Below are 24846 nucleotides of genomic sequence, written 5' to 3' on the forward strand. Positions count from 1 at the left end.
TCAGTATAAACTTAAAATGATTAATACAAAATTAAAAAATAACGGTTTTATTACCTTTTTACTTGTATTAATAATTCTAATAGGGGTATTATCCTATCAAAATGCTAATGAATACTCTGAATTAAAGGATACTTTTAATTTAGAAAAAAAGGAATTAGTCTCTGAATTAAATAGTGTATTAAAAAAATATGAGAATACACTTTACGTAAAAGATGATATTTCTTTAAAGTTAAGAGGCAAACTTCACGAAATAATAAAGTTAAAAGACACTATTAATAACTTAAAAACGACTGATTATAATTTATTTCGGTTTTACAGAAAACGAATTTCTGTTTTAATTGAACAAAACAATATTCTTTTTTCATATATTGACTCTTTAAACTCGAAAAACAATCAATTATCAATAAAAAATGATAGTGTAACAGAGGTTTTAGTGTTAAAGGAAAATCAAAATCTAAAATTAAAATACAGAAACCGATCTTTATATGAACAAAAAAAGGTTTTAAAAGAAAAAATTGCGATTGCTAAAGTTATGCAGATTTCATCTGTAAAAGTAAAAGCAATGAAGAAAAAAACAAGTGGTAAATACAGATCTACATCGAAAGCTAAAAAAACAAGTGCTTTTAAAGTAGCATTCAATTTACTAGGAAATAAAATTAGTACTCCAGGTTTAAAAACTATTTATATTCAAATAGTTCATAATAAAAATATAATTATTCCTGTAAAAAAAGTGAAATTAAAAAACAAAGAAGAAATACTTTGTAATGATATATTAACAGCTAATTATAACAAAAAATTATTATCTATTGTTTCACTTATCTATGTAAATAATGATAATATAAATAAAGGTTCTTACCTAATTAATATTTTTATTGATGGTGTTTTTGTAAAAAACACAAGTATTAATCTTAAATAAAAAATAACATAAAACAACACATAATATAAGCACTACTAACCTACTTAACTTACCTACTTAATTATGAATCAACAACAAAAAAAAAGCTCACTGATTGTTCTACTACTAATACTAACGCTATTTTTAACACTATATTCATTTCAAAAATCCAATCAATACAGTAATCTTCAAGAAATTTTTGAACAAGAAAAAACTGATTTAGAAAAAGAATTGGATGAAATGATTAAAGATTACACCGATGTTGTTCTTCGAAAAAAACGTATTTCCAAAAGATTACAAGTTGAACTTAGTAAAATGAATGTTCTTAGAGATTCAATTAAAAATTTAAAAATAGATAATTATAGTTTAATAAGAATATACAGAAAAAAAATTAGCAGTTTAGAACGTCAAAACAAAAAGTTATTTATTAGAGTTGATTCATTAAGTACTGCAAATGAAGTCTTAGCACAAGAGAACGTTATTACAAATAACATTTTACAACAAAAAGAAAACATAAACAGTTCTTTAAATAATAAAAATAAAAAACTAGAAGAAAAACAGAAAACCCTTGAAACTAAAATAGCTATTGGTAGTCTTATAAAAACAAGCAATCTTAATGTAGTTGCTATGAAAGAACGTAGCAGTGGAAAACTAACTTCAACATCAAGATCTAGCAGAACAGATGCTTTTAGAATAAACTTTGACTTATTAAAAAATTTAATTACTGATGCTGGAGAAAAAGCTGTCTATATTCAAATTAGAGATGATAATAATAATGTTATTGCTCCAAAAGGAATTACTAATTTAAAAGATGGGGCTAAAATTCAATATACTGACTCTATTGAAGTCAATTATAATAATGATAAATTAAGTCTTGTATCACTTATTTTAGTTAACAGAGAAGATATCAATAAAGGAAAATATACTATAAGTGCCTTTATTGATGGTATTTATTCAGGAGCAACTACGCTTCAATTAAGATAAAAAACATTTTAAAAATTTATAAATAAAATGAAAAAAAGTAATTCATTTAATTATTCACTTTTTCGTTTTAGAATAGTATTAGTTTAAATCCTTATTTTATTTTTGCAATATGGCAAAACAAGAAGATCACTTTAAAAAAGTAATATCACACGCAAAAGAATATGGTTATGTATTTCAATCTTCTGAAATTTATGACGGTTTAAGTGCGGTTTACGACTATGCTCAAAACGGAGTTGAGTTAAAGAAAAACATTAGAGATTATTGGTGGAAAGCAATGGTGCAAATGCACGAAAATATTGTAGGTATCGATGCTGCAATTTTAATGCATCCAAGTACTTGGAAAGCTTCAGGACATGTAGATGCTTTTACCGATCCTTTAATCGATAATAAAGATTCTAAAAAACGATATAGAGCAGATGTTTTAGTAGAAGATTATTGTGCTAAAATTGAAACTAAAATTGAAAAAGAAGTTAAAAAAGCCGAAAAACGCTTTGGAGAAACTTTTAATAAAGCCGAATTTGTAGCTACAAATGGACGTGTTTTAGGGTATCAAGAAAAAATTAATACCATTTTATCTCGTTTAGGAAAATCTTTAGAAAATGAAGATTTAGCAGATGTAAAATTATTAATTGAAGAATTAGAAATTGCTGATCCTTTAACAGGTTCTAAAAATTGGACGGATGTTAAACAATTTAACTTGATGTTTGGTACTAAATTAGGTGCTTCTGCAGAGTCTGCAATGGATTTATATTTACGTCCTGAAACTGCCCAAGGTATTTTTGTAAACTTTTTAAATGTACAAAAAACAGGGAGAATGAAAATTCCTTTTGGAATTGCTCAAACTGGTAAAGCGTTTCGTAACGAAATTGTTGCTCGTCAATTTATTTTTAGAATGCGTGAATTTGAACAAATGGAATTACAATTTTTTGTAAAACCAGGAACTCAAAAAGAATGGTACAATAAATGGAAAGAAACCCGTTTAAACTGGCATTTATCATTAGGTATGGGCGCTGAAAACTATCGTTTTCACGATCATGAAAAATTAGCTCATTATGCTGATGCTGCCGCTGATATTGAGTTTAAATTTCCTTTCGGATTTAAAGAATTAGAAGGAATTCATTCTCGTACAGATTTCGATTTAAAAGCACACGAAGAGTTTTCAGGAAAGAAATTACAATATTTTGATCATGAAGAAAACAAAAATTATACACCTTGTGTAGTAGAAACATCAATCGGATTAGATAGAATGTTTTTAGCTGTTTTTTCAAATTCTTTACAAGAAGAAGCTTTAGAAAACGGAACTTCAAGAACTGTTTTAAAACTACCTGCTATTTTAGCACCAGTAAAAGCTGCTATTTTACCATTAGTTAAAAAAGATGGTTTACCAGAAGTTGCTCGTAAAATTATGGAAGATTTAAAGTGGGACTTTAACGTAGCTTATGATGAAAAAGATGCTGTAGGTCGTCGTTACCGTCGTCAGGATGCAAATGGTACACCATTTTGTATTACTGTTGATCATGATACTTTAAATGATAATGCTGTTACAATTCGTCATAGAGATACAATGGAACAAAAACGTGTTCCTATTTCTGAATTAAGAGATATTATAAAACAAGAAGTAGATGTAAAAAATTGGTTACAGAAAATGTAATTACTTAACAATATTTAAATAATAAAAATCCTACCAGTATTTACTATGGTAGGATTTTTTACTTTTGTACTATTAAAATAAAAATAATGAAAACTGCATTAAAAATATTATTTATCATCTTTTTACTATGGATGCTTACAGGAGCTTATCTTTTAAATACTGAGCATCCTAATGGAAAAATTGTAATGGGATTTGGTGTTTTATACATGTCTTTTGTATTAATGCCTACATTTATTTATTATCGATATAGAGATAACAAGTATAAAAAATACATTATTAATGATAACAAAATAAAAGAGTGGATTGATAATAGTAAAGAATAAAAAAAAGCTTCATTAGTAAAATGAAGCCTTTTTTTAACATATAAATATTGTGTTGTTATTTTACTAAAGTAGGAGCATAATTTGTAGGATAATCATCTGCTTTAGCTAAACCATTCATAGCTTTTGAAAAGTTAGAACCGTAAGTTTCATCAATCGATTTTAACATTTCATTTGCCATTAAAGCATAACCTCTACTTGTTAAATGAACTCCATCTAAACTAACTAAACCACCTGTTACTAAACTTGTAGTCATATAATAATTATCAAATTGTAAACCAGTAGTAGCAGCTTTTTGTAAAATACCATTAAAATCGACTAAAGCATAGCCATTTGTATCGGCTACTGATTTTAATTTTATATTAAATGCATCTACAGCAGTTTTAATTTCAGTTTGCTCTTGTGGTGTTAACACCCATTTATCTTCTAATGGTATTTGAGTACCATAACCTTTAGGAATTAAAGACGATAATGGTAATACAAATAAATCATCAGCTGTAGCTTGTCTATATTTAGGTAAAGCTGCAAATGCTGGATTAATAGCTCCTAAATCGGTTAAAGATTCATCGATAACTACCATTGCATTTCCTTTACCAACTGTAAAGTTAATTGTTCTTTTTAATACTTCTTCTTCAGTAAATAACCCTGTAGTTTTTAAGGCTGCAAGAGCTGCTTGAATACCTCCGTTATAAGCTGCATAACCTTGATTTAAAGCATCTGCTGTTGCTTCATCTAAAGGAACTGGATTATAAGGTACTGTTGTAAAATGTGGTAAAGAAGTAATATATGGTAAATTAGCTACAACTCCTTTAGCTCCTGTTGCCTTTAATGCTTCTTCTACTTTTCCTAAAGCGAAATCAAATGTTGCAAGTGGCGTAATTGGATCTGTTCCATCTCCACCAGATGTTGCATATCCTAAAACATCATTTCCTCCAAATTCTGATAAAGTAAAAAATGTTGGTTTTTTTGATACTGCCTCTCCTATTAATGTAGATTCAGTTGAACTCATTCTTACAAAATATGGATTTGCTGTCATTGGGTCTGTCATTAAACCAGCAACATTTCCATAATCTGGGGCAATAAAATGAAAACTTTTAGCTCCAGGAATACCAAAATTATTAAAACTAGCACCTGTTGCAGGTACGCCAATTATAGTTGTAGGTATTTCTTGTAAAGGTGTTGGTCCTGAACCATTAAAATAGAATCTTGGATTCAATTTAACAACTCCTCCACTTACCATACCTCCAATATTATCATTCATTAAAGGTTGATTAAAATCACCTCCACCAATCATAGCAAATTTAGAAGCTAAAGTATTAGGAAAAGAATTTACTTGACCTTCTTTAAACAAAGCACCATCAGCATAACCAGCTGTAAATGAAGCTCCAATCGATACATATTTAGAGAAATCTACACTACCAGCTTTTAAAGCTATTGTATTTTGAGTATTTCCATTAATTTCAGGTAATGTATTATCTACATCACAGGCTACAAAACCTAAAAATAGTGCAGATAAAAATGTATATTTTAATGTATTTTTCATTTTTATTTTTTTTTAGTTATTGATTGTCCAAGATAAATAATACTGAGAACCAATGCTTCCAACACCTGGAGCACTTAAATATTCTTTTCCTGATAAATTAGATCCTCCTAATTTAAATACAGATTTAATTGAAGGAACAGCATAATTAACTTGTGCGTCAAAAACAGTTCTTTCTTCAATCATTCCTTCTAAGAAAGTCGATTGCCAAAGATATTCTGTTTGCCAACGAGCACTTACATTAAATCCGAAATTTTTAAACACATTTGGATTACCAAACTGTGCTTTTACTTTATGTTCTGGTGTATTAAAACCTGCTTCAAAATCAGGGTCAGATGCTTGATCAAAATCAAATTTAGACCATGTATAATTTAAACCTACATTATATCCTTTTAAAATTTTAGTACTTAATCCTAAACCAACTCCGTAAGAATCTACATCTGTTGAAGAGTTTGTTTTTACACTAAAAGTTTTTATTAAATCTCTACTTGTTAAATTAGTTACGTTTACTGGAGTAGTCGGGTCAATAAAAACAACAACATCTTTACTTGAGATAAAATTAGTGTACATATTATAATATGTACTAAAATCAACAGTTAATTTATTTTCTCCTAAAGGAAGTGCCGAGCGATATCCAACTTCAAAAGACTTTACTTGTTCTGGTTTTACCAATGCTGTTTTAACTAAAGTCGGATTTCCATTTCTGATTGAACTTGCAGAATATCCTCTTGTAAATACATCATTACCTGTTAAAGTAAATGTTTGTGTTGGTGTTTTTACTTCTTTAGAAAAACGATTCGCATTATCTGAGGCTGTACCTAAAATATACCCTGCACCTGTTTCTAAACCGATGTATTGATCTTGTGTTGTTGGATTACGAAAACCTGTTTGAAAAGAGGCTCTAAAATTATGATTTTTAGTTTCTCCTGCGGCATAAGCTAAAGATAATCTTGGTGTAAAATTACCATCAAAATTATCAGATTTATCATAACGGATAGACCCTGTAAACTTTAAACGATCATCCATCATTTTCTTTTGAAGCTGTGCATAAACACCGTATTCACCATATTTAATTGGTGCGTTAGCATCAGTATAAATTGTTCCGAAAGAATTTAATTTATATTGTCTGTAAGAACCTCCTACTTGTACTTCAGCCCAATCGATATAATCACGTAAGTTTAAATTAGCATCTGAATGATAATAACTTGTATTATCTCTAAATTTAGATCCTTCTAATAAATCAGGATCAGTAGTTACTTCATTAAATAATTTTGTGAATTTAGGTGTTCCTGGTACAGCTCTACCTCTGTCAGCATAAATTCTAGCTGCTGCATGATTTGAAGCTGAAACATTAGGTACTGCACCTAAATAAGCATTTGCATATTGTCCAAACCAATCTGCATTTGATTTCCATTTGCTATTTATATTAATTCCTGCAAAACGAGTATCATAAGAATCCCCAGCATTTTCACTTGCATAATATCCTCTTACAAAGAAATTTTTTCCTCTAACCTCTAGTTTATGTTGTTCCATAAAAAAGTTTGCTAAATTATAACGATTCTGTCCTTGATAAATAGTATTACCAGAACCATATTTAGAATTCCAAATAATTTCAACTCTATCATTACCTAACGGACGGTAATGTATCGCACCATTAAATTTAACACTTTTTGCTTCGTTAGACATTAATTCTTGGTCTGTATAACCTGTTCTACTAACATTTCCTATTGCTCCTCCTAAATTAACAGAAACTTCATCTCCATAAGTATTTACTCCATCATAATTAGGATCATCAGCATGACTCATTCCAGGAATGTAAGTTCCTCCAATACCTGTTGTATTTCGATAATCGGTAGCATGCCATTCTTCTCCTTTTAAGTAAGAAAAACTAACTTTAGCGGCAAATTTATCATCAAAAACATGTGCCATTCTAATGGTTGCATCAGAATAAGAATTGGTTCCTGCAGCATCTTGACTTGTAAAACCACTTTTTAAACCAACACTAATTCCCTGATCTTCAAAAGGACTTTTACTACGCATTAACATAATACCATTAAATGCATTTGCTCCATATAAAGCTGATGCTGCTCCTGGTAAAATTTCAACGCTTTTTACATCTATTTCAGACATCCCTAATAAGTTTCCAATAGCAAAGTTTAAGGCTGGTGATGCATTATCCATTCCGTCAACTAACTGAACAAAACGTTCGTTTCCAAAACTTGCAAAACCACGTGTATTTACTGTTTTAAAAGTTAAACCACCCGAATTAATATCTACTCCTTTTAAGTTTTCTAATCCTTCATAATACGATGCAGAAGCGGTGTTTTTAATCGCTCTTGAATCAAAACGTTCAATTGTTACGGGAGATTCCATAACACGCTCTGGAGTTCGTGATGCTGAAACTACAACTTCATCTAAAGAAGTCGCATTTTCAGTTAAACTAACTTCAATGATTTGATTATTTTTTGTTATTTCAACATTTTTTGAATGATATCCTACAGAAGAAATCTGTATTGTAAAAGGAGGAGTGTCTGTAACTTTCATTATAAATTTTCCGTCAAAGTCAGTCGCTGTACCTACTGCTTTTCTTAAAACCTTAATGTTTGCTCCTGGTATTACACCACCAAGAGATGCATCATTAACGCTACCTGTTATGGTTGTCTGAGCAACCATCGTTGCAGTACCAAATAGTACAAATGCAATAAGTAATAGTTTTTTCATCATAATCTATAAATATTTTATTAACTGTATTGCAAAATACACTTTTTTTTTGTCTGCTGTAAGTTTATTTTTTGTTTTTATTTTAAATAACATCTAATTACAATACTATTGTACCTCGTTTTATTTCATCAAAATAAAGTTTTTTAACAAACATTATTTAACATCTTTTACAAATTGTATTTTTGCTGAAATTTTTTTTATATTGAAAGTTATTAACTCTATTTTTAATTTTAAACCGACTCAACAAACAATAGTTACTATTGGTACTTTTGATGGTGTACACATTGGACATCAGAAAATTATTAAAGAGTTAATTGATCAAGCAAAAACAGCGAATAAAAAATCAGTTTTATTAACTTTTTTTCCACATCCTAGAATGGTGTTGCTAAAAGATGTGTCTATAAAACTGATAAATACAATAGATGAACGTGCTGCATATCTTGAAAAATTAGGTTTAGATTATTTAATAATCCATCCTTTTAGCAAAGAATTTTCAAAATTAACTGCCTTAGATTTTGTACGTACAATTTTAGTAAATCAATTTAATACTTCTAAATTAATTATTGGTTACGATCATCATTTTGGTAAAAATAGAGAAGGAAATATTAAACAATTAACAGAATATTCTCATTTATATGATTTTACTGTTGAAGAAATTCCTGCTCAAGATATTGATGAAGTTTCAGTAAGTTCTACAAAAATTAGAAAAGCGCTTGATATCGGACATTTAAAAACTGCAAATGATTATTTAGGTTATAATTTTTCGTTAACAGGAACTGTTGTTCATGGAAAAAAATTAGGTGGAAAAATTGGCTTTCCTACCGCTAATATTGAAATTAATGAAGATTATAAATTGATTCCTAAAACAGGTGTTTATGTTGTAAAATCGGTTATTGATAACAATACTGTTTTTGGAATGATGAATATTGGTAACAGACCAACTATCAACGGAAAAGAACAAAGTATTGAAACGCATTTCTTTGATTTTAACACCAATTTATACGATAAAAAAATCACCATACAATTACTGTATTTTTTAAGAGATGAACAAAAATTTAATTCAATAGATAAATTAGTTATCCAACTTAAAAAAGATAAAGAAAACACAGTAAATTATCTAGAAAACAACAACTAATCAATAAAATATTGCTGTCTTAATTCTTTTTGATAAAAAATAAATTGTTAAAATCTTATTTAAGAACCTACACATCGTTGTTTAAGTGTACTGCTTCTTATATCTTAGCAGTTCTTAAAAAAATTTAAAAGATGTTACAGGTTCAGTTTATTAGAGACAACAAACAAACTGTTTTAGATGGATTAGCAAAACGTAATTTTGCCAATGCTGAAGCAATTATTGAAGAAGTATTAACTGCTGATGAAACTCGTAGAGCTACGCAAGTTTCTTTAGATAATATATTAGCTGAATCTAACAAAATATCCAAAGAAATTGGAGGTTTTTTTAAATCAGGTGAAATTCAAAAAGCCAACTTATTAAAAGAAAAAACAGGACAATTAAAAGAAGATTCAAAGCAATTTACAGAAGCTTTTAATACTGTTTCTGATAAATTACAAGAATTATTATATCAAATTCCTAATATTCCTCACGCTTCTGTAAAAGCAGGAAAAAGTGAAGAAGATAATGAGAAAATTTTTAGCGAAGGAATTATTCCTGATTTAGGCGAAAACGCTTTACCTCACTGGGAATTAGCTAAAAAATATGATATTATCGATTTTGAATTAGGAACAAAAATTACTGGTGCTGGTTTTCCTGTTTATAAAGGAAAAGGTGCTCGTTTACAACGTGCTTTAATCAATTATTTTTTAGATAAAAACACAGATGCAGGTTACAAAGAGGTTCAAGTTCCTCATTTGGTTAACGAAGCTTCAGGAATTGCAACAGGGCAATTACCAGATAAAGAAGGACAAATGTATCATTCAACAATCGATGATTTATATTTAATTCCAACTGGTGAAGTGCCAATTACAAATATCCACAGAAATGATTTACTAAAAGAAACCGATTTACCAATTAAATATACAGGTTATACGCCTTGTTTCCGTAGAGAAGCTGGTAGTTATGGCGCACACGTTCGTGGATTAAATCGTTTACATCAGTTTGATAAAGTAGAAATTGTTCGTATCGAACATCCTGATAATTCGTACCATGTTTTAAGCGAAATGGTTGAACATATTAAAGATATTTTACGCGATTTAAAATTACCGTATCGTATTTTACGTTTATGCGGTGGCGATACTGGTTTTACATCGGCTTTAACTTTCGATTTCGAATTATATTCAACTGCTCAAGAGCGTTGGTTAGAAATTAGTTCGGCTTCAAATTTTGAAACTTATCAAGCAAATCGTTTGAAATTACGTTTTAAAAATAAAGACGGAAAAAGTCAATTAGTGCATACTTTAAACGGAAGTTCTTTAGCTTTACCTAGAGTTTTAGCTGGTATTTTAGAGAATTATCAAACTGCTGACGGAATTAAAATTCCTGATGCGTTAGTTCCTTATTGTGGTTTTGATATGATTGATTAATCATTAAAAAATATACTTTTATAAAATAATAAACCCCAAGTTTCTTTGTTGAAAACTTGGGGTTTTTAAGTGCTTTTATTTTATAATATTTTTTTGAAGCAATTTCCCGCTTTCCGCACTCGCTTTTTTTATTTTTTCGAAAAGAAAAATAAAAAAGAGCTCAAACAATTGCTTCAATCGGGGCTAGGCATTTGTACTATTTTGAAAGTTTTATACAAAAAAATAGTAAATTTTCAAACACAAATCATAATTACAACAATTTTGTTCTGTATTTTTGATTGATGAAAAAAGCCGTTATTCTATTTAATTTACTGATTTTTAGTTTATTTTGTTACGCTCAACAAAATGAATATATTGTAGCTGAAAATTATTTCAGAAATAATGAATATGAAAAAGCTATCCAATTTTATAAAAAATTACACGATAAAAGTCCTTACAATACTACTTATTTAAAAAGATTAGTAACCTGTTATCAAGAAACTAATCAGTTTTTGGTTGCTGATGCTCTTTTATCAAAAGAAATCAAAAAAAAACCAACTTTAGTATTTTTAAATATCATCAAAGGATATAATTTTGAACGCCAACAAAAAGATATTGAAGCAAATAAACAGTATCAAATTGCGCTGAAATCACTAGATAAAAAAGGAAACTACGGAAGCAATATCGCACGACTTTTTAAAGATTATAATAAATTAGATTTTGCAATTGAAGCCTACGAAAAAACAATGGCTAATAATCCGAAAGCAAATTACGGATTTCAATTAGCACAAATTCATGGTGAAAAAGGTGATTTCTCTAAAATGTTTACGTCTTATGTTAGTTTAGTTGATAAAAATGAAAAACATCTAAACAACGTAAAACGCTACACAAGTAAATATATTACAGATAATCCTGAAAATGAAAACAACATTTTATTCAAAAAAGCATTGTTACGAAAATCAGTAAGCAATCCTAAAAACATTTGGAATGATTTACTTGCTTGGCTATTTGTAAAACAAAAACAGTATCAAAAAGCACTTATTCAAGAAAAAGCATTGTTAGCCAGAAACCCTGATCATTTAAGTAAAATAAATCAATTAGGTAAAATTGCATTAGAAAATAATGACTATGAAACTGCCAAAGAATGTTTCGATTTAATCATTGAAAAAACAAATTACCCTACAGATAAAATTAATGCTATTAATAATAATTTAAAAATAGCTATCAAAACAAAACAACCAGATGTTTCTGAAAAATTTGAAGCTATTTTTGAAGAATATGGCATCAATAAAAACACTTTTGAAATTCAAGTAGCTTATGCAAATTATCTAACTTTTACAGAAAACAATCCTGAAAAAGCAGTTAAAATTTTAGAAAAAGCTATGACTTTTTCTAATTCGAAATTTAAAAAAGCAGAAGTTAAATTACAACTTGGTGAAGTTTTAGTTTATACGGGTAACTTTAATAAAGCTTTAATCTACTTTTCACAAGTACAAAATCAGTTTAAAAATCATTTTTTAGGACAAGAAGCACGTTTTAAAGTAGCGCAAACATCTTATTTTAAAAATGATTTTAAATGGGCAAAAGCACAATTAAAAATTCTAAAAGGTTCAGCAACACAATTAATTGCCAATGATGCGGCAAATTTATTTTTAACAATTTCAGATAATGAACCTAAAGACAGTATTTCTACAGGTTTAAAAGAATATGCAAAAGCCGATTTATTAGCTTTTCAAAATAAAGATAAAGAAGCTATTACGTTTTTGAAAACTGTAATAATAAAATATAAAGGACAACCTATTGAAGATGAAGCTTTGTTTAAACAAGCGAGTCTTTTTATCAAACAGCAAAAATATGAGGATGCTATTTTAAATTACAACAAAATAGTTACTTTGGATAAAAAAGGAATTTATGTGGATGATGTTTATTATCAAATGGCAGAATTATATAACACGAAATTAAATAACCCTGAAAAGGCGAAAGAATACTATCAAAAGATTATTTTTGACCACGCTTCTAGCATCTATTTAATTGATGCTCGTAAGAAGTTTAGACAACTAAGAGGAGACCAATTATAATTAAGAAAAATAGATATGTATATATATAATGTTACAATAAATATTGACGAAAGCGTACACCAAGAATGGCTAGTTTGGATTAAAGATCATATTCCTAATGTTTTGGCTACAGGTAATTTTTTAAGTGCAAAATTAACCGCTGTTTTAGTTGAAGAAGAAATGGGAGGAGCAACTTATTCTGTTCAATATACCGCTAAAACACGTGAAGATTTAGATGCATATTATGACAATCATGCTGATGAACTTCGTGCAGCTAGTTTTAAGAAATTTGGCGATAAAATGTTAGCTTTTCGTACCGAATTAAAAGTTATTAATGAATTTTTTCCTACAGTAATAAATAACTAAAATACTGTAATCTGATTTATGAAATATAAGCTATCTTTTTAAAGCTTATTTCTAACCCTTTTTTATCTTAATTAATAACATGACTGTAAGAGCAAAAAAACATTTAGGACAACATTTTTTAACCGATGAAGATATCGCTAAAAAAATAGCCGATGCATTAATTGGAAAAGGCTACGATAATGTATTAGAAATTGGTCCTGGAATGGGCGTTTTAACTAAATATTTATTAGAAAGAGAAACTAAAACTACCGTAATGGAAATCGATTATGATTCTGTTGCCTATTTAAAAGATACTTTTCCGTTAGAACATATTAAATTAGATACTACTGCCAAAAAATTTGAAATAATCGAAGGTGATTTTTTAAAGAAAAATTTAAAAGATTTTTTTAAAGAAAAACAAGTAGCTATTATTGGTAATTTTCCGTATAATATTTCTACACAAATTGTTTTTAAAGCTATTGAATATAGAGATTTTGTTCCTGAATTTGCAGGAATGTTTCAAAAAGAAGTAGCTAAAAGAATCGCTGAAAAAGAGGGAAGTAAAGTCTATGGAATTATGTCGGTGTTAACACAAGCTTTCTACGATGTAGAATACTTATTTACCGTACCTCCTACTGTTTTTAATCCGCCACCAAAAGTAGATTCTGGTGTTATCAGATTAACCAGAAAAGAAGATTATAGCTTACCTGTTGATGAAAAATTATTTTTTAGAGTAGTAAAAACAGCTTTTAATCAACGAAGAAAAATGTTACGTTCTAGTTTAAAATCATTCAATATTTCTGATGCTTTAAAAGAGGATCCTATATTTACAATGCGTCCCGAACAATTATCAGTACAACGATTTATAGAATTGACCGATAAAATAGCAAAAGATGGCATTTGAAATTACCCAAGACCTTCTTAGTAACGTAGCGCAGTATATTGAAAGTAAAAATAACGCTGCTCTTAATCAACTTTTTAAAGAAATTCACCATGCTGATATTGCTGAAATATTAGACGAATTACCCTTTGAAGAAGCTGTTTATATTATCCGTTTATTAGATAGTGAAACAACATCAGAAGTACTGATGGATGTTGATGATGATGTTCGTGAAAAAATACTAGAACAATTAACCGCTAAAGAAATTGCGGAAGAAATTGATGAACTTGATACCGATGATGCTGCCGATGTAATTTCCGAACTTTCTGATAAAAGGAAAAAAGCGGTAATGCAAGAAATTGAAGACGAAGAACATGCAAAAGAAATTGTAGAGTTATTACGTTATTCTGAAAATTCTGCAGGTGGTTTAATGGCTAAAGAGCTTGTTAAGGTTAATGAAAACTGGACAATTTCTCGCTGTGAAAAAGAAATGCGAGTTCAAGCAGAAGAAGTTACTCGTGTACACTCAATATATGTAATTGATGATAGTGGTAAGTTAAAAGGTCGTTTATCTTTAAAAGACTTATTAATGGCTTCTACAAAGGCTACTATTGCCGAAGTGTACATACCAAAAGTAGATTTTGTAAACGTTACAGATGAAGCAGAAGATGTTGCCAATATCATGCGAAAATATGATTTAGAAGCAATACCTGTTGTTGATGAATTAGGCGTTTTAGTTGGTAGAATTACCATTGATGATATTGTTGATGTAATTAAAGAAGAAGCTGATAAAGATTATCAATTAGCCGCAGGTATTACACAAGATGTAGAAGCTGATGATACTATTTGGGAATTAACACGAGCACGTTTACCTTGGCTTTTCTTAGGATTACTTGGTGGGGTTGGTGCTGCAAGTATTATGGGATTTTTTGAAGATGCAATGGTTGACAATGCCATTTTATTTATGTTTACACCTTTAATAGCGGCAATGGCTGGTAATGTTGGAGTACAATCTTCAGCAATTATAGTGCAAGGTTTAGCGAATGATGATGTAAAAGGAAGTATTGGTAATAGACTATTAAAAGAAATTTCTTTAGCAATGGTAAATGGATTAGCATTGGCTATTTTACTTTTCTTTTTTATCTTTATTACAGAACAAGATATAAAAGTAGCAACGGCTATTTCTATATCTCTTTTTGTGGTGATAATTGTAGCGGGTTTAATAGGAACTTTTATTCCTTTATTTTTAGATAAAAGAGGTATTGATCCTGCAATTGCTACAGGACCATTTATTACCACTAGTAATGATATTTTTGGAATCCTTATTTACTTTGGAATCGCTAAAATGATTATTGGTTTTTAATTGTTTTTTCTGGCGTAATTTTATCTAATAAGTTATCAATTTCATCTTTAGGGATAAAACTTTTTAACATAATTAGCGTTCCGAAAATAATCAATAAAACACCCATTCCTTTTTTTATTCGATAAATAACTAAAGGCGTTAGTTTACTTTTTAATTGTTTTGCTAATAATATTTTACCTAAATCTGTTAGAGCATAGCCAAAAAGTATGGTAGTAAAATACCAGAATATAGCAGTCGGATCCATATTTAATGTGGGTCCTACAACTATAACAACACCTAGCCAAGTCGCCAAAACACCAACATTTATAAAATTTAACGCAAAACCTTTTAACATTAGTTTTCCGTAATTATTAGTTGCTGAAATTTGAACTTCAGTAATTTCTCCTTCTTTTTTATTGCTTTTATCAAAAAAAGTGATAAAACCATATATAATCAAAATAAGCCCACCAACCAGAAATAAACGAGGGTCATCTTTAATTTTTTCTAATAAACTTCTACTTCCAAAATAAGCAATTAGCATAAAAGTAATATCACCTAAAATAACGCCTATATCAAAAGAAATTGCAGCACGAGCACCTTTTAATATACTTGTTTTAATAAGCATAAAAAAAACAGGTCCTATCATAAAAGACATGATAAAACCTATTATAAAAGCATTTTTAAAATTATAAAAATCCATTTTTTATATATCGTTTTCTCTAAACATCATCAAAATCGATAACTACTTTTGGTGTACAAGGATGTGCCACACAGGTTAAAATAAACCCATCTTCTAATTCATCATCAGATAAAATAGAATTTTTAGACATTACAGCTTTTCCTTCAGTAACTTTTGCAATACAACTACTACAAACTCCTCCTTGACAAGAATAAGGAGCATCTAATTTATTACGTAAAGAAGCTGCTAAAATGGTATCTGTTTTTTCCATTGAAAAAGTACTTTCTTCATCATCTAATAAAATAGTGATTTCTGATTTTCCATCAGGATAAGTTACAGGAATTTCGGTTGCTGATGCACTTGCTGTAAATAACTCAAAATGGATTGTTTCTTTATCAAATCCGCTTTCTTGTAAAGTTTCTGACACCAAATTAATCATTTCTTCAGGACCACAAATATAAGTTGCATCAAAAGAAATATCTTTATGAATATCTTTTACAAAATGATTCACATTATTTTTATCTATTCTACCTAATTTACTATCGTTTCTAACTTCTTTACTAAATATATAGTGCAAGTTAAATTGTGATGGATATGCTTCAGATAAAGCATTTAATTCATCATAAAAAATAGTGGTTTCAGCTTTTTTATTACCAAAAACTAACGTAAAAGTTGATGATGCTTCAGTATCTAAAACCGTTTTTATCATTGATAAAACAGGTGTAATTCCACTTCCTGCGGCAAATGCGATATAATTTTTATCCGCTTTTGGCTCAAGAATAAACTTTCCTTCTGGTTCTGAAACTTCTAAAGTTGTATTTTCTTTTAATTTAGTCGTTGCATAGGTTGAAAATATTCCTTTTTCAACAGCTTTAACAGCTACTTTTATTTGGTTACTTTTTGGTGAAGCACATATAGAATAAGCTCTTCGAACTTCTTGACCATTTAAAGTTGCTTTAATAGTAATATATTGTCCTGCGATAAAAGTATATGCTTCTTTTAATTCAGCAGGAACGGTAAATAATATAGAAACAGCATCTGCAGTTTCTTTTATTATCTTTTCAATATTTAATTTATGAAATGTAGACATCTATTCAGTTTAGATCTACAAAAATAAGCAATACTAAGCAAATCATTTGTTAGAGTTTGTATAAAATGATAACCCTAATTTTAAATATCATAAAATCAGGGATTATTTATGTGTTTACATATTATAAATTAAAACAGGTATAACACTATTTAAAAACGATAAAATAACTTAGTATAAAACAGTATAAACATCCGTTTCTTTTTCTTTTATTTTATTTATTGCATCATCGGCATATGATATTGCTGATGCCTGTATTGATAAATTACTATTTATTGAAAAATTAGTGTTGTTTAACTTTAATTGTAAAGCTATAATTTGACGAAGTAACTCTTCGGTTGTAGGAACTTCACAACCAACTGCATTTGCGAAACTTTTAAAAAACAATAACGCATAAAATGATTCTGTTATTCGCCTATCTTTTCCTGAAATAGTTACTTGCTTTCCTTTGTAAATATTTCCTAACATTTCGGTAATACTATTGTTAGGTTTGATACTTATTACACGATTCGATAACCAATCTTTTAAAGATTGAAGATTATCCATTTCTAATCGTTCAGCAACCATTATTTGTTCATTAAAAACCTTTTGAAATAATTGAGAATACGTTTCACTTAAAACGTAAATTTCTTTTGTTATCGCTTTTCCTTTTGAATTAATAAGATCTTGAGAATTATCGCAAATAGCCGCTGCGTTTATTGATAAAATTGGAGAACTTAAAGCTGTTTTAAGCGTATTTCCTCCATCAATAAAAGTAAAATTATCTTCTCTAAATTTAAAGTGCTTATTAAGAAAAGATATTAAATATTTTCGAGTTTCTAAATCATCATAAGCCAAAGGTATTCTCGATTTAAAATCTAATAAATTTACAATAATACCATCGTCTGTAACTTTACTTGTTGCAAAAACAGGCGAATATCCGACCAAACCGACCTTTATATTTTCCTGACCAACTAACCAATTAGCACCTAAATTTCCAGGAATCATTAAAATTGGCGTATTCTTTTTTTGATGATTGATTTTTCAGTTTCACTAAATTGATACATCGTTGAATTTTGAGGAAAACGACAACAATTAAGTATTAAATCAGCTTTTTCTGCAATTTCTTCTAATGATGAAGTAATTTGTATTTTAAGAGGTGTTTTTTTAGGAAAAGAAGTATTATCGGCACTATTAATTATTACTATTTTATCTTTTTTTATAAGCTCTTTATATGCTTCACTTTTTCTATTTTTATGTTTAAAACCGATAACATTTAAACCTGCCTCTTGAAGAATATAAGAGATAGAAGTTCCAATTGTTCCCATTCCTATAATTCCAATAGTCTTTATCTCTGTCATTTTTTAACTAAAGATAAGTATTTCATGTATTTAAATAATAATTACTAATTAAAATTGTTACTCTTTTTTTAAATTACCTTACTAAATACAAGCTTCTTTAATTTTTATTTATTTAGTTTTTTTTAAAAAATATTATTTTTATTGAGTCTAAATAATGCCTATATTTGCACTTAACTTTACAAGTTAGTACCCCACACTATGAAAAATTTATTAATATTAACTTTTTTTTATCGATAAACATATTAGCACAAAAAGTATGTAAATCTCCAAATGAAATTGAAGAAGACTTAAATACTATTAGCATAAGTAAATGTGATATTAAAGAATCTGAAAAAAAGAAAAGTAAAAAATCAAGACAAATTAATGTTGCAGTATCATCAACTAGGAGAAGTTTAAAAAAAAGACAAATATCTAAGAGAACAGGAGCTGGTATTGCTGAAATTAAAACAACCTCTCAAAATACAACTCAAAAATTAGTTCTTGAAAAAGAACCTACTTCAAAAACTAATATCGCAGAAATTAATACTAAATTATCTAAAAAAGAATATAACAATGCTGCTAAATTTAGTAATGTTGATGATATTCCGCTATTCAATTCTTGTAAGAATGTAGAAAAAACAAGACGCTCTTATTGTTTTAATAAAAACATGATAAATTATATTTCTGAACATTTTAAATATCCAAAAAAAACCATTAATTCACCAACAAAAGGAGGTATTTGGGTAAGTTTTGTTATTGATAAAAATGGTGAAGTAAAAAATATTAAAACACTAGTGCATAAATATGGTGATTTATTGAATAAAGAAGCTATTAGAATTGTTTCTAAATTACCTCAATTTATTCCTGCAAAAAAAGATGGAAAACGTATTGCTGTAAAATATGGTTTTCCTATTTCATTAACTTTAGATTAATAATTAAGGTTTAAAAATTCATTTAATTTTCTCAACTAATTGAAACAACGTACGTTAAAAAAAATATTGTTATTTTTTTTTGTAATTTCTAGTATTGCTTTATCTGCACAAATTACTTTAAAAGGAAAAGTTTATGATGAATACTTAGACCCTTTTCCTAATGCAATTATTAATTCACTACAAAGTACTGCAACTACAACTTCAAATATTAATGGTAATTTTACCTTAACTTTAAAGAAAAAACTTCCTTATATCCTCTTAATATCAGCTAAAGGTTACAGAAAAGAAATACTTAAAATTACAGATTTAAAGGAAGAATTAAACATTATTTTAAAAGAAATAAAATAGTTGTTTTAATATTAAAACAACTATTTTTTTCCATCAACAACAATAACAATTTCGCCTTTTGCGGGTTTTGCTGTATAATATGATAACACTTCTTTTACTGTTCCTCTTTTGGTTTCTTCGAATAATTTAGTCAATTCTCTAGAAACTGATATTTGTCTGTCTTCGCCAAAATATTCGCCAAAATGAGCTAATGTTTTTAATAATTTATGAGGACTTTCATAAAAAATCATGGTTCTATTTTCTTCGGATAAAAGTGTTAGACGGGTTTGTCTTCCTTTTTTAACAGGTAAAAATCCTTCGAAAACAAATTTATCATTTGGTAAACCAGAATTTACTAAAGCAGGCACAAAAGCAGTTGCACCAGGCAAACATTCTACATCAATATTTTGTTGGACACAGGCTCTGGTCAATAAAAAACCTGGATCAGAAATTGCTGGAGTTCCAGCATCAGAAATTAAAGCACAAGTTTCACCATTTTTTAATCGATTTAAAACACCATCAACAGATTTGTGTTCGTTATGCATATGATGACTATACATTTGTGTTCCAATTTCAAAATGTTTTAACAATTTTCCACTAGTACGTGTGTCTTCTGCCAAAATAAAATCGACTTCTTTTAAAATTCTAAGTGCTCTTAGCGTAATATCTTCTAAATTCCCGATTGGGGTTGGTACCAAATACAATTTGCTCATACAGCAAAGCTACAACAAAGTTTTTAGTACATTTGCGCTATGCCAAAAAAGCTGTTAAAAAATATTAATTTTCCTTCGGATATAAGGAAATTATCTGCTGATGAATTGCCTTTATTAGCAAAAGAACTACGCGAATTTATTATTGATATTATTGCCACAAAAGAAGGTCATTTAGGCGCAAGTTTAGGCGTTATTGAACTTACTATTGCATTGCATTATTTATTCGATACACCAACCGACCAATTAGTTTGGGATGTTGGACATCAAGCCTACGGACATAAAATTTTAACAGGAAGAAAAGATGTTTTTCATACTAACCGACAATTAGGCGGTATTTCAGGTTTCCCTAAACGAAGCGAAAGTAATTACGATACTTTTGGCGTTGGGCATTCATCAACTTCTATTTCTGCGGCTTTAGGAATGGCAATTGCCTCTAAAATACAAGGAAGTGATAAACATCATATTGCTATTATTGGCGATGCTTCTATTGCTAGCGGAATGGCTTTTGAAGCTTTAAATCATGCAGGCGATACAGATGCTAATTTATTGGTGATTTTAAATGATAATGCCATTGGAATTGACCCTTCGGTGGGAGCTTTAAAAGATTATTTAACACGCATAAAATCGACAAGGTCGGATATTGAGCAACATAATATTTTTGAGGCCTTAAATTTTGAATATTCAGGACCAATTGATGGTCATAATTTTGAAGAAATTTTATCAGAATTAGACCGTTTAAAAGAAATAAAAGGTCCTAAATTTTTACACGTAATTACCACCAAAGGAAAAGGATTACGACAAGCAGAACAAGACCAAGTAAAATATCATGCTCCAGGTAAATTTGATAAAATTTCAGGCGATGTATTGCCTAAAGAAAAAAGTAAGTTCACAAAGTTTCAAGATCTTTTTGGAAAAACTATTATTGAACTTGCACATCAAAATAAAAAAATTGTTGGTATTACGCCCGCTATGCTTTCTGGAAGTTCTTTAAACGATATGTTAGCCGAATTTCCTGAACGTACTTTTGATGTCGGTATTGCCGAACAACATGCCGTTACTTTGGCAGCAGGAATGGCAACTCAAGGAATTATTCCATTTTGTAATATTTATTCTACTTTTTTACAGCGTTCTTACGATCAAATAATTCATGATGTTGCTTTGCAAAATTTACCCGTTATTTTTTGTTTAGACAGAGCTGGTTTGGTTGGACAAGATGGTGCAACACATCACGGGGTTTTTGATTTAGCGTATTTACGCTTAATTCCAAATATGATAATTTTTGCACCTCGCAACGAAATCGAACTTCGAAATATCATGTTTACGGCACAATTAGGTTTAAAAAATCCTATTGCAATTCGTTATCCAAGAGGTACAGGTAAGTTAGAAAAATGGCAACTTCCTTTTGAAGAAATTCAAATAGGAAAAGGTGTTTGTTTAAAGGAAGGAAATAAAGTAGCAATATTATCCGTAGGAACAATAGCAAATAATGTTTTTGAAGCCATAAATCAACTAGAAAATAGCAACAGTGTAGCTCATTATGATATGCGATTTGTAAAACCTTTAGATAAAAAATTATTAGATACTATTTTTAATTCTTTTGATATTCTAATCACCATAGAAGACGGAACTGTAAGGGGTGGATTTGGTTCTGCTATTTTAGAATATGCATCTGAAAAAAATTATAAAGGAACTATTGATATTTTAGGTATTCCTGATAAATTTATAGACCACGGAACAGTTGAAGAATTACAAATTTTATTAAATATTGATATAAAAAGTATTCAAGAAAAAATTGAAAAATTACTCTTATAAAAACTAAAAAAGCAAATCCGTCAATCTGAATTTATTTCAGATTCGCATCCTGATTTCCCACAGTTCTCTTATTCATGCGATGCTGAAATAAATTTAGCATGACAGTAGTTTCTAAAAACTAAAAAAGCGAATCCAAATGGATTCGCTTTTTTTATATAAATTTAGTTGATAACAACTATAATTTTTTAGTTATTTAATGCTTCTGCACCACCAACAATCTCTAAAATTTCGTTAGTAATAGCTGCCTGACGTGCTTTGTTATACGTTAATAATAACTCATCACGTAATTCAGTAGCATTATCAGTAGCCTTGTGCATTGCAGTCATACGAGCTCCGTGTTCTGATGCAAATGAATCACGAATTGCTTTGTATAATTGTGTTTTTAATGACTTAGGAATCAATTCTAAAACAATCTCTTCTTTAGAAGGTTCAAAAACATAATCTAATGTTACAGTTTCATCACTTTCTATTGGCTCAATTGGTAAAAATTGCTCTAATTGAGGAATTTGAGTTGCTGCATTTTTAAATTGATTATAAACAAGCTGTATCTTTTGATAAGAACCAGCTACATATAAATCCATTATTTTTTGTGCAACTTCTGCAACGTTATCGTACGTTAAATCATCAAAAATATCATTTCTATTTTCAATAATATTGTGTTGTTTTGATAAAATATCGTCTCCTTTTTTACCTATCGTTAACAAATCAACAGCAACATCACTGTAATTTTCATCAATAGCTTTTATTGTTCTTTTAACAATAGAAGAGTTAAAACCACCACACAAACCTCTGTTTGAAGTAATTACAACTAGTAATACATTTTTCACTTCTTTTTGAGTTGAATATACGCCACTAGCATCACTATCTAAAGTAGCGCTTAAGCTTTGTAATAATTCAGTAAGCTTAGATGAATACGGGCGCATTGCCGTAATTGCATCTTGAGCTTTTTTTAACTTTGCAGCCGATACCATTTTTAATGGCAGAGGTAATCTGCATTGTTGATTTAATAGAAGTAATTCTGTTACGTATTTCTTTTAAGTTCGCCATACGAATAGTGCTGTTGAGTGTTAAATATAAAGTATTGAGACGCGAATCTCAATACTTTATATTAAAGTCTTTTATTAAGCTGAAAATTTAGCTGAAATTTCTTTTGCAGCTGCTGTTAAAGTATCAATTACTTCATCAGTTAATTTACCTGCTTTTAAAGTATTTAAAGTATCTCTATGCTTTGCATTTAAATACTGAATATAATCTCTTTCAAATTCCTTTACTTTATTTACCGGTACATCTTTTAACAAGTTTTTAGAACCTGCATAAATGATTGAAATTTGGTCTTCTACAGTATAAGGATCGTTTTGTGCTTGCTTTAAGATTTCAACATTACGTTGTCCTTTAGAAATCACATTTAAAGTTGCTGCATCTAAATCAGAACCAAACTTAGCGAATGCTTCTAATTCACGATATTGTGCTTGATCTAATTTTAAAGTACCAGATACTTTTTTCATCGCTTTAATCTGAGCGTTACCACCAACACGAGATACAGAAATACCTACGTTAATTGCTGGACGAACACCAGAGTTAAATAAATCTCCATCTAAGAAAATTTGTCCATCAGTAATCGAAATTACGTTTGTTGGAATATATGCTGATACATCTCCTGCTTGTGTTTCAATAATCGGTAATGCAGTTAAAGAACCTCCACCTTTTACAACTCCTCTTAAAGAATCTGGTAAATCGTTCATTTCACTAGCAATTTTATCATCATTGATAACCTTTGCAGCACGTTCTAATAATCTTGAGTGTAAGTAAAATACATCCCCTGGATATGCCTCACGTCCCGGAGGTCTTCTTAATAATAAAGAAATCTCACGGTATGCAACTGCTTGTTTAGATAAATCATCATAAACAATTAAAGCTGGTCTACCAGTATCTCTAAAGTATTCTCCAATTGCAGCTCCTGCAAATGGTGCATATACTTGCATTGCTGCAGGATCAGATGCATTTGCTGCTACAATTGTAGTATAAGCTAAAGCTCCTTTTTCTTCTAAAACATTGGCAATAGCAGCTACAGTAGATGCTTTTTGACCAATAGCAACATATATACAATATACTGGGTTACCAGCATCGTAAAATTCTTTTTGATTTAAAATTGTATCAATAGCAACTGTAGATTTACCAGTTTGACGGTCTCCAATAATTAACTCACGTTGACCACGTCCTACAGGAATCATAGCATCAATAGATTTGATACCAGTTTGCATTGGTTCAGTTACAGGCTCACGATAAATAACCCCAGGAGCTCTACGCTCTAAAGGCATTTCGTAAGTTTTACCTTCAATAGGTCCTTTACCATCAATTGGCTGACCTAATGTATTTACAACACGTCCTACAATACCTTCTCCAGCTCTTAAAGAAGCAATTCTTTCTGTACGTTTAACAACAGAACCTTCTCTTACTGATGTAGAAGCACCTAATAATACAACACCTGCATTATCTTCTTCTAAGTTTAATACGATACCTTCTAATCCGTTATCGAATTCTACTAATTCACCATATTGTACATTAGACAAACCATAAACACGAGCAATACCATCACCTACTTGTAATACGGTACCAACTTCATTTAATGAAGCTTTAGACTCGAAGTTTGTTAATTGTTCCTTTAAAATTGCTGAAACTTCAGCTGGTTTAATTCCTGCCATCTTATTTCTTTGGATGTATA

21 protein-coding genes and 1 pseudogene are annotated in these 24846 nt (G+C 29.3%); 13 read left to right on the forward strand and 9 right to left on the reverse strand.

Annotated elements, in window-relative coordinates; genetic code table 11:
- Positions 1-16 precede the first annotated feature (16 nt).
- From PG913_RS12320 to PG913_RS12335, 4 genes are all read left to right on the forward strand, one after another.
- Complete coding sequence (locus PG913_RS12320; RefSeq protein WP_271230972.1) at positions 17-916, forward strand: hypothetical protein; 900 nt, start codon at positions 17-19, stop codon at positions 914-916.
- A gap of 63 nt (positions 917-979) precedes the next feature.
- The gene (locus PG913_RS12325; RefSeq protein ID WP_271230973.1) at positions 980-1879 is read left to right on the forward strand and encodes a hypothetical protein; all 900 of its coding nucleotides are present in this window, start codon (positions 980-982) and stop codon (positions 1877-1879) included.
- 109 nt (positions 1880-1988) lie between these two features.
- Positions 1989-3530 (forward strand): glycine--tRNA ligase, encoded by a 1542-nt coding sequence (locus PG913_RS12330; RefSeq protein ID WP_271230974.1) that lies wholly within the window; start codon positions 1989-1991, stop codon positions 3528-3530.
- 86 nt (positions 3531-3616) lie between these two features.
- Positions 3617-3853 (forward strand): hypothetical protein, encoded by a 237-nt coding sequence (locus PG913_RS12335; protein ID WP_271230975.1) that lies wholly within the window; start codon positions 3617-3619, stop codon positions 3851-3853.
- A 55-nt stretch (positions 3854-3908) separates the two neighbouring features.
- Here PG913_RS12335 and PG913_RS12340 read toward each other — a convergent pair whose 3' ends face one another.
- On the reverse strand, positions 3909-5393 hold the full coding sequence (locus PG913_RS12340) for an SGNH/GDSL hydrolase family protein (RefSeq protein WP_271230976.1): 1485 nt from the start codon (positions 5391-5393) through the stop codon (positions 3909-3911).
- Between the two features lie 12 nt (positions 5394-5405).
- Positions 5406-8114: a TonB-dependent receptor gene (locus PG913_RS12345; protein ID WP_271230977.1), complete on the reverse strand. Its 2709-nt coding sequence runs from the start codon at positions 8112-8114 to the stop codon at positions 5406-5408.
- A 199-nt stretch (positions 8115-8313) separates the two neighbouring features.
- On the opposite strand from PG913_RS12345, the gene PG913_RS12350 reads away from it, so the two are divergent.
- The 6 genes from PG913_RS12350 (at position 8314) to mgtE (ending at position 15276) form a co-directional block, all read left to right on the forward strand.
- Positions 8314-9246, forward strand: a complete 933-nt coding sequence (locus PG913_RS12350) for a bifunctional riboflavin kinase/FAD synthetase (RefSeq protein WP_271230978.1) — start codon at positions 8314-8316, stop codon at positions 9244-9246.
- Between the two features lie 131 nt (positions 9247-9377).
- Positions 9378-10652, forward strand: coding sequence for a serine--tRNA ligase (gene serS, locus PG913_RS12355; RefSeq protein ID WP_271230979.1), 1275 nt, complete (start codon positions 9378-9380; stop codon positions 10650-10652).
- Positions 10653-10933: 281 nt separating this feature from the next.
- Positions 10934-12709 (forward strand): tetratricopeptide repeat protein, encoded by a 1776-nt coding sequence (locus PG913_RS12360; protein WP_271230980.1) that lies wholly within the window; start codon positions 10934-10936, stop codon positions 12707-12709.
- Positions 12710-12724: 15 nt separating this feature from the next.
- Positions 12725-13054, forward strand: coding sequence for a DUF4286 family protein (locus PG913_RS12365; protein WP_271230981.1), 330 nt, complete (start codon positions 12725-12727; stop codon positions 13052-13054).
- Between the two features lie 79 nt (positions 13055-13133).
- Positions 13134-13937 (forward strand): 16S rRNA (adenine(1518)-N(6)/adenine(1519)-N(6))-dimethyltransferase RsmA, encoded by an 804-nt coding sequence (rsmA, locus tag PG913_RS12370; protein WP_271230982.1) that lies wholly within the window; start codon positions 13134-13136, stop codon positions 13935-13937.
- Positions 13927-15276, forward strand: a complete 1350-nt coding sequence (mgtE, locus tag PG913_RS12375) for a magnesium transporter (RefSeq protein WP_271230983.1) — start codon at positions 13927-13929, stop codon at positions 15274-15276. Before rsmA ends, mgtE begins: the two co-directional genes overlap by 11 nt.
- On the opposite strand, the gene PG913_RS12380 is transcribed toward mgtE, so the two are convergent.
- The 4 genes from PG913_RS12380 to PG913_RS12395 all read right to left on the reverse strand — a co-directional run bounded on the left by PG913_RS12380 (position 15263) and on the right by PG913_RS12395 (position 18361).
- Entirely contained in the window at positions 15263-15955 is a 693-nt protein-coding gene (locus tag PG913_RS12380; RefSeq protein ID WP_271230984.1) for a LysE family translocator, read from the reverse strand. The two genes, mgtE and PG913_RS12380, sit on opposite strands and share 14 nt — an antisense overlap.
- Before the next feature lie 19 nt (positions 15956-15974).
- Positions 15975-17024, reverse strand: coding sequence for a ferredoxin--NADP reductase (locus tag PG913_RS12385; RefSeq protein WP_271230985.1), 1050 nt, complete (start codon positions 17022-17024; stop codon positions 15975-15977).
- Positions 17025-17192: 168 nt separating this feature from the next.
- Positions 17193-18008, reverse strand: coding sequence for a hypothetical protein (locus PG913_RS12390; protein WP_271230986.1), 816 nt, complete (start codon positions 18006-18008; stop codon positions 17193-17195).
- A complete protein-coding gene (locus PG913_RS12395) occupies positions 18008-18361 on the reverse strand; it encodes an NAD(P)-dependent oxidoreductase (protein ID WP_271230987.1) in 354 nt (117 codons plus the stop codon). The genes PG913_RS12390 and PG913_RS12395 overlap by 1 nt, the downstream gene beginning before the upstream one ends.
- Before the next feature lie 164 nt (positions 18362-18525).
- Between PG913_RS12395 and PG913_RS12400 the strand changes: the two genes are divergently transcribed.
- The gene (locus tag PG913_RS12400) at positions 18526-19272 is read left to right on the forward strand and encodes an energy transducer TonB (RefSeq protein WP_271230988.1); all 747 of its coding nucleotides are present in this window, start codon (positions 18526-18528) and stop codon (positions 19270-19272) included.
- Between the two features lie 66 nt (positions 19273-19338).
- Entirely contained in the window at positions 19339-19620 is a 282-nt protein-coding gene (locus PG913_RS12405; protein ID WP_271230989.1) for a carboxypeptidase-like regulatory domain-containing protein, read from the forward strand.
- Between the two features lie 20 nt (positions 19621-19640).
- Here the strand turns inward: PG913_RS12405 and rsmI are convergent, their stop codons facing one another.
- Positions 19641-20312, reverse strand: coding sequence for a 16S rRNA (cytidine(1402)-2'-O)-methyltransferase (gene rsmI, locus PG913_RS12410; RefSeq protein WP_271230990.1), 672 nt, complete (start codon positions 20310-20312; stop codon positions 19641-19643).
- Positions 20313-20351: 39 nt separating this feature from the next.
- Here rsmI and dxs point away from each other — a divergent pair, with 39 nt between their 5' ends.
- A complete protein-coding gene (gene dxs, locus PG913_RS12415) occupies positions 20352-22124 on the forward strand; it encodes a 1-deoxy-D-xylulose-5-phosphate synthase (protein WP_271230991.1) in 1773 nt (590 codons plus the stop codon).
- A 185-nt stretch (positions 22125-22309) separates the two neighbouring features.
- On the opposite strand, the pseudogene atpG reads toward dxs, so the two are convergent.
- Positions 22310-23171: pseudogene (gene atpG / locus PG913_RS12420) on the reverse strand (ATP synthase F1 subunit gamma).
- Positions 23172-23245: 74 nt separating this feature from the next.
- Positions 23246-24826, reverse strand: a complete 1581-nt coding sequence (gene atpA / locus PG913_RS12425; protein ID WP_271230992.1) for a F0F1 ATP synthase subunit alpha — start codon at positions 24824-24826, stop codon at positions 23246-23248.
- Positions 24827-24846 lie beyond the last annotated feature (20 nt).

The organism is Tenacibaculum pacificus (genome assembly GCF_027941775.1).
GTDB classification, from domain to species: Bacteria; Bacteroidota; Bacteroidia; order Flavobacteriales; family Flavobacteriaceae; genus Polaribacter; species Polaribacter pacificus_A.

Bases quoted from the DNA above. Each gene is read 5' to 3' on its own strand.
- rsmA (WP_271230982.1), top strand. From the start codon at position 13,134: ATGACTGTAAGAGCAAAAAAACATTTAGGACAACATTTTTTAACCGAT.
- PG913_RS12385 (WP_271230985.1), bottom strand. From the start codon at position 17,024: ATGTCTACATTTCATAAATTAAATATTGAAAAGATAATAAAAGAAACT.
- PG913_RS12390 (WP_271230986.1), bottom strand. From the start codon at position 18,008: ATGATTCCTGGAAATTTAGGTGCTAATTGGTTAGTTGGTCAGGAAAAT.
- PG913_RS12360 (WP_271230980.1), top strand. From the start codon at position 10,934: ATGAAAAAAGCCGTTATTCTATTTAATTTACTGATTTTTAGTTTATTT.
- atpA (WP_271230992.1), bottom strand. From the start codon at position 24,826: ATGGCAGGAATTAAACCAGCTGAAGTTTCAGCAATTTTAAAGGAACAA.
- PG913_RS12320 (WP_271230972.1), top strand. From the start codon at position 17: ATGATTAATACAAAATTAAAAAATAACGGTTTTATTACCTTTTTACTT.
- PG913_RS12335 (WP_271230975.1), top strand. From the start codon at position 3,617: ATGAAAACTGCATTAAAAATATTATTTATCATCTTTTTACTATGGATG.
- PG913_RS12395 (WP_271230987.1), bottom strand. From the start codon at position 18,361: ATGACAGAGATAAAGACTATTGGAATTATAGGAATGGGAACAATTGGA.
- rsmI (WP_271230990.1), bottom strand. From the start codon at position 20,312: ATGAGCAAATTGTATTTGGTACCAACCCCAATCGGGAATTTAGAAGAT.
- PG913_RS12365 (WP_271230981.1), top strand. From the start codon at position 12,725: ATGTATATATATAATGTTACAATAAATATTGACGAAAGCGTACACCAA.
- PG913_RS12380 (WP_271230984.1), bottom strand. From the start codon at position 15,955: ATGGATTTTTATAATTTTAAAAATGCTTTTATAATAGGTTTTATCATG.
- PG913_RS12340 (WP_271230976.1), bottom strand. From the start codon at position 5,393: ATGAAAAATACATTAAAATATACATTTTTATCTGCACTATTTTTAGGT.
- serS (WP_271230979.1), top strand. From the start codon at position 9,378: ATGTTACAGGTTCAGTTTATTAGAGACAACAAACAAACTGTTTTAGAT.
- mgtE (WP_271230983.1), top strand. From the start codon at position 13,927: ATGGCATTTGAAATTACCCAAGACCTTCTTAGTAACGTAGCGCAGTAT.
- PG913_RS12330 (WP_271230974.1), top strand. From the start codon at position 1,989: ATGGCAAAACAAGAAGATCACTTTAAAAAAGTAATATCACACGCAAAA.
- PG913_RS12345 (WP_271230977.1), bottom strand. From the start codon at position 8,114: ATGATGAAAAAACTATTACTTATTGCATTTGTACTATTTGGTACTGCA.
- PG913_RS12325 (WP_271230973.1), top strand. From the start codon at position 980: ATGAATCAACAACAAAAAAAAAGCTCACTGATTGTTCTACTACTAATA.
- dxs (WP_271230991.1), top strand. From the start codon at position 20,352: ATGCCAAAAAAGCTGTTAAAAAATATTAATTTTCCTTCGGATATAAGG.